General features: G+C 72.2%; 5 protein-coding genes, 1 tRNA gene and 1 pseudogene. All 7 read left to right on the top strand.

Annotated features, from left to right (window positions below):
- Positions 1 to 200 precede the first annotated feature (200 nt).
- The 7 genes and pseudogenes from DT057_RS05240 to DT057_RS05215 all read left to right on the top strand — a co-directional run bounded on the left by DT057_RS05240 (position 201) and on the right by DT057_RS05215 (position 7,651).
- On the top strand, positions 201 to 2,165 hold the full coding sequence (locus tag DT057_RS05240) for an alpha/beta hydrolase domain-containing protein (protein ID WP_128561057.1): 1,965 nt from the start codon (positions 201 to 203) through the stop codon (positions 2,163 to 2,165).
- Positions 2,166 to 2,351: 186 nt separating this feature from the next.
- The gene (locus tag DT057_RS05235; RefSeq protein WP_128561056.1) at positions 2,352 to 3,566 is read left to right on the top strand and encodes an ABC transporter substrate-binding protein; all 1,215 of its coding nucleotides are present in this window, start codon (positions 2,352 to 2,354) and stop codon (positions 3,564 to 3,566) included.
- A gap of 57 nt (positions 3,567 to 3,623) precedes the next feature.
- A complete protein-coding gene (locus tag DT057_RS05230) occupies positions 3,624 to 4,496 on the top strand; it encodes a branched-chain amino acid ABC transporter permease (RefSeq protein WP_128561055.1) in 873 nt (290 codons plus the stop codon).
- 79 nt (positions 4,497 to 4,575) lie between these two features.
- Complete coding sequence (locus DT057_RS05225) at positions 4,576 to 6,627, top strand: branched-chain amino acid ABC transporter ATP-binding protein/permease (protein ID WP_128561054.1); 2,052 nt, start codon at positions 4,576 to 4,578, stop codon at positions 6,625 to 6,627.
- Between the two features lie 5 nt (positions 6,628 to 6,632).
- Positions 6,633 to 7,045: pseudogene (locus DT057_RS36525) on the top strand (ABC transporter ATP-binding protein); the annotation flags it as partial.
- Between the two features lies 1 nt (position 7,046).
- On the top strand, positions 7,047 to 7,346 hold a 300-nt coding region (locus tag DT057_RS36520), incomplete at its 5' end, for an ABC transporter ATP-binding protein C-terminal domain-containing protein (RefSeq protein ID WP_477457273.1).
- Between the two features lie 228 nt (positions 7,347 to 7,574).
- Positions 7,575 to 7,651: transfer RNA gene (locus DT057_RS05215), tRNA-Pro, on the top strand.
- The last annotated feature ends 211 nt before the right edge of the window (positions 7,652 to 7,862 follow it).

Here is a 7,862-nt window from a genome sequence, read left to right as displayed (position 1 = left end):
CGCCCCGCGGCAAGGCCGCCTGAGGCCCGCAAACGGCCCGGACGGCCGCGCCTCCCCGCGGCAGGGCCGCCTGAGGCCCGGGCGGCGCGCCCGTGCCGCGGGCCGGGTCCGCGCGTTTTCCCTCGCGCTCCCGGGGCGTTCGGGGCCAAGATCGGGTCGGGCGAACGGCCGCGCACGGGCCGGCGCCGCGGGGAGGCACCATGCGCTCGATCCTGGCCGCGCTCGCCGCGCTCGTCTGGCTGCCGGCAGCGCAGCCCGCCGCGGCGCGCGTCACCGCCGTCGCGATCAGGGCCGTCGAGCCCTTCGCCGGGGGCGCGTCCTTCGGGCCGGCCGGTCCCTACGAGCGGGTGATCGGCAGCGCCAGGGGCGAGCTCGATCCCGACGATCCCCGCAACGCCGGCATCGCCGACCTCGCGCTCGCGCCCCGCAACGCCCGCGGCCGGGTCGAGTACGAGACCGACCTGTTCATCCTGCGCCCGATGGAGCCCGGGCGCGGCAGCGGCGTGCTGCTCTACGAGGCGCCCAACCGCGGGCGGAAGTTCCTGTTCAACTGGGTGCTGGACGCGCCAGCCCAGGCCGGCCAGGCGGTCAACGACCCGCGCAGCCTCACGGATGCCGGCACCGCCCTGCCGCTGCGGCGGGGCCACACCCTGGTCTGGTCCGGCTGGGAGGCGGACGCCCTGCGGCAGAACGGCGGCATGGGGATCACCGTGCCGGTGGCCACGCGCGACGGCCGGCCGATCGTCGCGCGGGTGCGCGACGAGCTCGTCAGCGCCACCCGCGGCCCGCCGGAGGCGCCGTTCTTCCTCACCTTCAAGGCGGCCCGGGCCGACCAGGCCGGCGCCGGCCTGACGGTGCGGCGGCGCGAGGCGGACCCGCCCGTGCCCGTGCCGGCGAGCGGCTGGGCCTACGGCGATCCGGGCACGCTCAGGCTCCTGCCCGACGGCACGAGGCCGGCGCCCGGGGACCTCTACACCTTCACGTACGAGGCGACGGCCCCCAAGGTGCTCGGCATCGGCTTCGCCGCCACCCGCGACGTGGTGGCGTACCTGCGCCACGCCGAGGCCGCGGGCGGCAACCCGACGCCCGGCCTCCGGCACGCGCTCGCGCTCGGCCTGTCGCAGAGCGGGCGCTACCTGCGCGACTTTATCCGCCAGGGCTTCAACCAGGACGAGGAGGGCCGCCGGGTCTTCGACGGCGTCCTGTCGCACATCGCGGGCGCCGGCGGCATCTTCCTCAACGCGCGCTTCGGCCAGCCCTCGCGCACCAACACCCAGCACGAGGACCACCTCTACCCGGAGAACGCCTTCCCGTTCTCCGCCGCGCGCCTGCGCGACCCGGTGACGGGCGCCAGCGGCGCGCTCCTGCGGGGCGACGGCTTCGACCCGCTCCTGCTCGAGGTGAACACCGCCACCGAGTTCTGGCAGAAGGGCGCCTCGCTCCTGACCACCGATCCCCTGGGCGAGCGCGACGCCCCGCTGCCCGAGGGCGCCCGCGCCTACCTGGTGGCGAGCGGGTTCCACTACGGGCGCCCGGGCCAGCCGACCACCCGCGGCACCTGCGCCAACCCGCGCAACCCCCTCAGCCCCGCGCCGGTGCTGCGCGCCCTCCTGGTGGCCCTGGACGAGTGGGTGACCCGGGGCGTCGCCCCGCCGCCGAGCCGGGTGCCGACCCTGGCCGAGGGCACGCTCGTGCCCCCCGGGGCAACGGGCTTCCCGGCCCTGCCCGGGCTCGCGGTGGCGCGCGAGGCCAACGGCTTCGTCCGCCTCGCCGACGCCGTCGACCCGCGGCCCGAGGCCGGGCCGCAATACAGGCCGCTCGTGCCGAAGGCCGACGCCGACGGCAACGACCTCGCGGGCATCCGCCTGCCCGAGATCGCCGTCCCGCTCGCCACCCACACGGGCTGGAACCTCTACGCCGCCCCCTACCCGGCCGGCGAGCTCTGCGACCGCGACGGCTCCTGGCTGCCCTTCGCCCGCACCCGGGCCGAGCGCGAGGCCGCCGGCGACCCCCGCCCCTCGATCGCCGAGCGCTACCCGGACCGGTCCGCCTACGGGGCCGCGGTGGCACGGGCGGCCGAGGCCCTCGTGCGCGACCGTCTCCTCCTCCCCGAGGACGCGGCGCGCTACCGGGAGGCGGCGGAGCGGGACGAGCGGGTGCCGTGAGGTCCCGGGCGGCCCGGGCGGGGCCGGAGGCCGGGGGCGGGTGCGGCCCCCGCCATGATTCTGCGGCCCCCCGCCATGATTCTAAAGAATCAATCGACAACGCCGCCCCGCCCGCGTCATATCGCGGCCCTGCGCCGGCGAGCGGCGGTCAATCAACCAAGAAGCGATCTTCGGAGGAAGCTCTCCATGCGGTTCTCTCTCGGCGCCCTGGCGGCAGCCCTCGTCTGCGCCACCGCCATCGTGGCTCCGGCCCACGCGGCCGACCCGATCAAGATCGGCGTCACCGGCCCCTACACGGGCGGCTCGTCCTCGATGGGCGTCTCGATGCGCGACGGCGTGCGCCTCGCCGCCGACGAGATCAACAAGAGCGGCGGCGTCCTCGGGCGCCAGATCCAGCTCGTCGAGCGCGACGACGAGGCCAAGAACGAGGTCGGCGCCCAGGTGGCGCAGGAGCTGATCAACAAGGAGAAGGTCGTCGCGACCCTCGGCTTCATCAACACCGGCGTGGCGCTCGCCGCCCAGCGCTTCTACCAGGAAGCCGAGATCCCGGTGATCAACAACGTCGCCACCGGCACCGTCATCACCAACCAGTTCAACCCGCCGGACTACGACGTCAACTACGTCTTCCGCACCTCGGCCTACGACGTGCTCCAGGCCGGCATGATGGCCGACGAGGCGATCGCCCGCGGCTACAAGAAGATCGCGATCCTGGCCGATTCCACCAATTACGGGCAGCTCGGCCGCGAGGACCTCGAGAAGTACCTCAAGGCCAAGGGCGTCACGCCGGTCACGGTGGAGAAGTTCAACATCAAGGACGTCGACATGACGCCCCAGCTGCTGAAGTCGCAGGCGGCGGGCGCGGAGGTGATCCTGGCCTACGGCATCGGCCCGGAGCTGGCCCAGATCGCCAACGGCATGGCCAAGCTCGGCTGGAAGGTGCCGATGGTGACCTCGTGGCCGGCCTCGATGCAGAGCTTCATCGACATCGCGGGGGCCAACGGCAACGGCGTGGTGATGCCGCAGACCTTCATCGAGGACAAGACCCTGCCCCGGCGCAAGGCGTTCCTCGACGGCTACTACGCTACCTTCAAGGTCAACAAGATCCCGACCCCGGTGGCGGGCGCGCAGGGCTACGACTCGGTCTACCTCCTGGCGGCGGCGATCAAGCAGGCCGGCGGCACCGACGGCGCCAAGGTCCGGGCCGCCCTGGAGGACCTGAAGACCAAGGTCGAGGGCGTGGTCACCACCTACGACAAGCCCTTCACCAAGACCGACCACAACGCCGTCACCCGCAACATGGTGGTGTTCGGCAAGGTGCAGGACGGCAAGATCGTCTACGCCAAGGAGGAGGACGCCAGGAACGCCGGCGTCGTCCGGGTCAAGGAGAAGGCCTCGAACTGACCGACCGGGCCCGCGCCCCGCGCGGGCCCTCCCATCCCGACGGTCCCAAGCCCATCCATGCACATCCTCCTGCAACTCATCGCGAGCGGCGTCGCGGTCGGCATGATCTACGCGGCGATCGCGTTCGGCTACCAGCTCACCTTCGCGACCTCGAAGACCCTCAACTTCGGCCAGGGCGAGGCCCTGATGCTCGGGGCCCTGTTCGGCCTGACGCTGGTGCCGTTCACCGGCTACTGGCTGATGCTGCCGCTCGTGCTGGTGTTCGGCTTCGCCCTCGGCGCGGTGGTCGAGCGCCTCGGCGTGCGGCCGGCGGTGAAGATCAAGTCCGAGTACGGGTGGATCATGGCCACCATCGCGCTCGGCATCATCTTCAAGAACGTCGCCGAGAACATCTGGGGCCGCGACGACCTGAAGTTCCCCTCGCCCCTGCCCGAGGAAGCCCTCACCTTCGGCACCGTCCGGGTGCTGCCGATGGAGCTGATGATCGTCGCCGGCGCGCTGCTGATGATGCTGGCGGTGGAGCTGTTCAACCGGCGCTCGATCTGGGGCAAGGCCGTGGTGGCGACCTCGAACGACATCGACGCCGCCGGCCTGATGGGCATCAACACCCGCCGCGTCATCACGCTGTCCTACTCGATCAGCGCCATGACGGCGGCCTTCGCGGGCGTGCTGGTCGCCCCGGTGACGCTCACCGGCGCCACCATGGGCTCGGTGCTCGCCCTCAAGGCCTTCGCGGTCGCGATCATCGGCGGCCTCGAATCCGGCCTCGGCGTCATCGTCGGCGGCCTGATCCTCGGCGTCGCCGAGACCCTGACGGGCTTCTACATCTCGACCGGCTACAAGGACGTGCCGGGCCTGATCCTGCTGCTCGCCGTGCTGGCGATCCGGCCGGTCGGGCTGTTCGGCAAGGCCGTGATCAAGAAGGTCTGATCCTCCGCCGCCGCCCGCCCCCTCCCCGGCCGGGAGGGCGAGGGCGCGCCACTCTCCTCCTCCAGGGTCTCATCACGCCATGGCGCCGTCCGCCCCCGCGCCCGCCCTCGCCCGCGAAGCCGCCGCGCCCGTGCCCACGGGCCTCGGCCGCTTCACGGGCCTCCTCGGCGCCGCGCTCCTCGTCCTGTTCCTGGCGGCGTTCCCGCACGTCGTCACGAGCCAGTACTACGTCCACCTGCTGATCGTGATCGCCATCTACGCGATCCTGATCCTCGGCCTCGACATCGTGGTCGGCTACACCGGCCAGGTCAGCCTCGGGCATGCCGGGCTGTTCGGCGTCGGCGCCTACGCGGCGGCGGTGCTGTTCCTCAAGCTCAAGCTCGGGATCTGGGCCGGGCTCGTCGCCGGCGTCGGCGTCACGGCGGCCTTCGGGCTCCTGCTCGCGATCCCGGCCCTGCGGGTGAGCGGCCCCTACCTGGCGATGGTGACGCTCGCCTTCGGCACCATCGTGCAGATCTTCATCAACGAGATGACGGAGCTGACCAACGGGCCGCTCGGCATCACCCTGCCGCCGGCCCGCGTCCTCGACTTCTCCCTCCTCGGCCTCCAGGCGCCCTGGGGCGCGGCGGGGCGCCGGCTCGAGTTCTACTACCTCGTCTGCGCCTGCCTGCTCCTGACCATCCTGGTGGTCAACCGGGTGGTGCGCTCGCCCTTCGGGCGCGCCTTCGAGGCCCTGCGCGACTCGCCCATCGCCTGCGACTGCATGGGCGTCAGCGTCTACCGCCACAAGGTCTACGCCTTCGTGATCTCGGCGGCGCTGGCGGGCCTCGCCGGCGCGCTCTTCGCCTGGTCGGAGCGCTACGTCGCGCCGAACTCCTACGGCTTCGAGCTGACGGTGCTGTTCCTGCTCGCCGTCACCATGGGCGGTCGCAAGTCCCGGGCCGGGCCCCTGATCGGGGCGGCCATCATCGTGATGATGCCGAACGTGCTCGCCGACATCGAGCTCGTGCGGATCATGGCGGGGATCATCGCCGCCGTCGCCCTCGTGATCGGGGCGGTCGCGGTCCTGCGCCGGCAGGAGAACCGCGTCGCGGTGCTGATCCCGGTGGTCCTGTGCCTGGCGTTCTTCCCCACCACCCTCCTGATGCAGTCGGTGACCGACTACCGGCTCAGCGTCTTCGGCCTGATGATCCTGTTCGTGGTCTACTACCTGCCCGACGGCATCGTGGGCTTCCTGCGCGAGCTGCTGCCCGTCCTGCGCCCCCACCACACCGGCGAGGGCAAGGCGCTCAGCGCCACCGGCGACGCGCTGATCCGCAAGGGCGGCCGCACCGGCGCCGCGCCGCTCCTGACGGTCGACCGGGCCGTGATGCAGTTCGGCGGCCTGCGCGCCCTCGACGAGGTCGACCTCGCGGTCGCGCCCGGCACCATCCACGGCCTGATCGGGCCGAACGGCTCGGGCAAGAGCACGATGATGAACGTGCTCACGGGCATCTACCGGCCCACCGCCGGCGGGGTGACCCTCGCGGCCGGCCCCGGCGAGGCCCGGCGCCTCGACGGCCTCACCCCCTCCGAGATCGCGCTCTCGGGCGTCGCCCGCACCTTCCAGAACGTCCAGCTCTTCCGCGAGATGACGGCGCTCGAGAACGTGCTGGTCGGGCTCCACCACGCCTTCCGGGGCACGCTCCTCGACGCGATCCTGGGCACGCCGCGCCGGCGCCGCGAGGAGCGCCAGGCCCGCGCCCGCGCCATGGCGATCCTCGACTTCGTGGGCCTCGCGGCCCTCGCCCAGGTCGAGGCCCGCAACCTGCCCTACGGCAAGCAGCGGCTGCTCGAGATCGGCCGGGCCCTCGCCCTCGACCCCGTGCTGCTGCTGCTCGACGAGCCGGCGGCGGGCCTGACCGCCCCCGACATCGCCGACCTCACGACGATCATCCGCAAGATCCGGGACGCCGGCATCACGGTGATCCTGATCGAGCACCACATGGACGTGGTGATGGGCCTGTGCGACCGGGTCAGCGTGCTCGATTTCGGCCACAAGATCGCGGAGGGCGGCGCCCGCGAGGTGCAGGCCGACCCGAAGGTCATCGAAGCCTATCTCGGCAGCCCGGTTGCCGACGCGGCGGAGTAGCGCAGATGCTCGACGTCACCGGGTTGTCGGCCGGCTACGGCCAGATCGAGGTCCTGCACGGCCTCACCTTCACGGTGCCCAAGCGCCAGGTCGTGACCCTGATCGGCTCGAACGGGGCCGGCAAGACCACGACGATGCGGGCGCTCTCGGGCATGATCAAGCCGCGGGCGGGCTCGATCCGCCTCAACGGCCGGGAGATCGGCGGGCTCGACAGCCACGACGTCGCCCGCTCGGGCCTCGCCCACTCGCCGGAGGGCCGGCGCGTGTTCCCGACGCTCTCGGTCGAGGACAACCTGACCCTCGGCGCCTTCCCGCGGCTCACCGGCTCGCGGCCCAAGGGCGACGTCGGGGCCGACCGCGAGCGGGCCTACACGCTGTTTCCCCGCCTCAAGGAGCGGCGCACGCAGCTCGCCGGCACNGGCGAGCAGCAGATGCTGGCCATGGGCCGGGCCCTGATGCTGCGGCCGGAGATCCTGCTCCTCGACGAGCCCTCGATGGGCCTCGCCCCGAAGCTCGTGGAGGAGGTGTTCCGCATCATCCGCCGCCTCAAGGAGGAGGCCGTGACGATGCTGCTCGTCGAGCAGTTCGCCATGGCGGCCCTCGGCGTCGCCGACCACGCCTACGTGCTCGAGAACGGCCGCATCCGCTTCCAGGGCCCGGCCGCGGAGCTGCGCGACGACCCCCAGGTGCGCGCGGCCTACCTCGGCGGCGGGCACTGAGGGCACCCGCATTCGCGCGCCGCGCCGGCAGCGCGCAAGAGGCGCCGCGCAAGACGCGCCGCGCAGGGAGGCGCCGCGCAAAAGGCGCCGCGCAGGTGCGCTCGCGCGACGTCCCGCGAGCTCGCCCGTTCTCGCGCCCGCGAAGAAACTCGGCCATCGGCACGGCGATGGCTTGCGGCTCGCCAGCCCCGTCGCTATAAGCGCCCTCGTCGGCCGAGGCCGGCAGTTCGGAGTGTAGCGCAGTCTGGTAGCGCACCACGTTCGGGACGTGGGGGTCGCAGGTTCAAATCCTGCCACTCCGACCAAATTTCCCGAGATTTCTCAATAGAGAGCAAGCGGCGCCTGCGCGGTAGATGTTCTGCCGGGACGCTTATCGGCATTCTAACGCGGCATGTTTTCATCGCAACAGGGGACGAAGCGCCTGTTGGTCAGGCGGCTATGCCTTACGTCCTGCCGCGTCAGGTGCTCAGGTGCCGATCGGCAAACTAAGAGCGTCTAACAAAACCATCGTTCGAT

The sequence above is a fragment of the Methylobacterium crusticola genome, assembly GCF_003574465.1.
GTDB classification, from domain to species: domain Bacteria; phylum Pseudomonadota; class Alphaproteobacteria; order Rhizobiales; family Beijerinckiaceae; genus Methylobacterium; species Methylobacterium crusticola.
The sequence above is the reverse complement of the archived record's forward strand: the minus strand, read 5'-3'. Positions and strand labels throughout refer to the sequence as shown.

What these genes read in the sequence shown, in the direction of transcription:
- DT057_RS05225 (WP_128561054.1), top strand. Translation starts at nt 4,576, where the DNA reads ATGGCGCCGTCCGCCCCCGCGCCCGCCCTCGCCCGCGAAGCCGCCGCG.
- DT057_RS05230 (WP_128561055.1), top strand. Translation starts at nt 3,624, where the DNA reads ATGCACATCCTCCTGCAACTCATCGCGAGCGGCGTCGCGGTCGGCATG.
- DT057_RS05240 (WP_128561057.1), top strand. Translation starts at nt 201, where the DNA reads ATGCGCTCGATCCTGGCCGCGCTCGCCGCGCTCGTCTGGCTGCCGGCA.
- DT057_RS05235 (WP_128561056.1), top strand. Translation starts at nt 2,352, where the DNA reads ATGCGGTTCTCTCTCGGCGCCCTGGCGGCAGCCCTCGTCTGCGCCACC.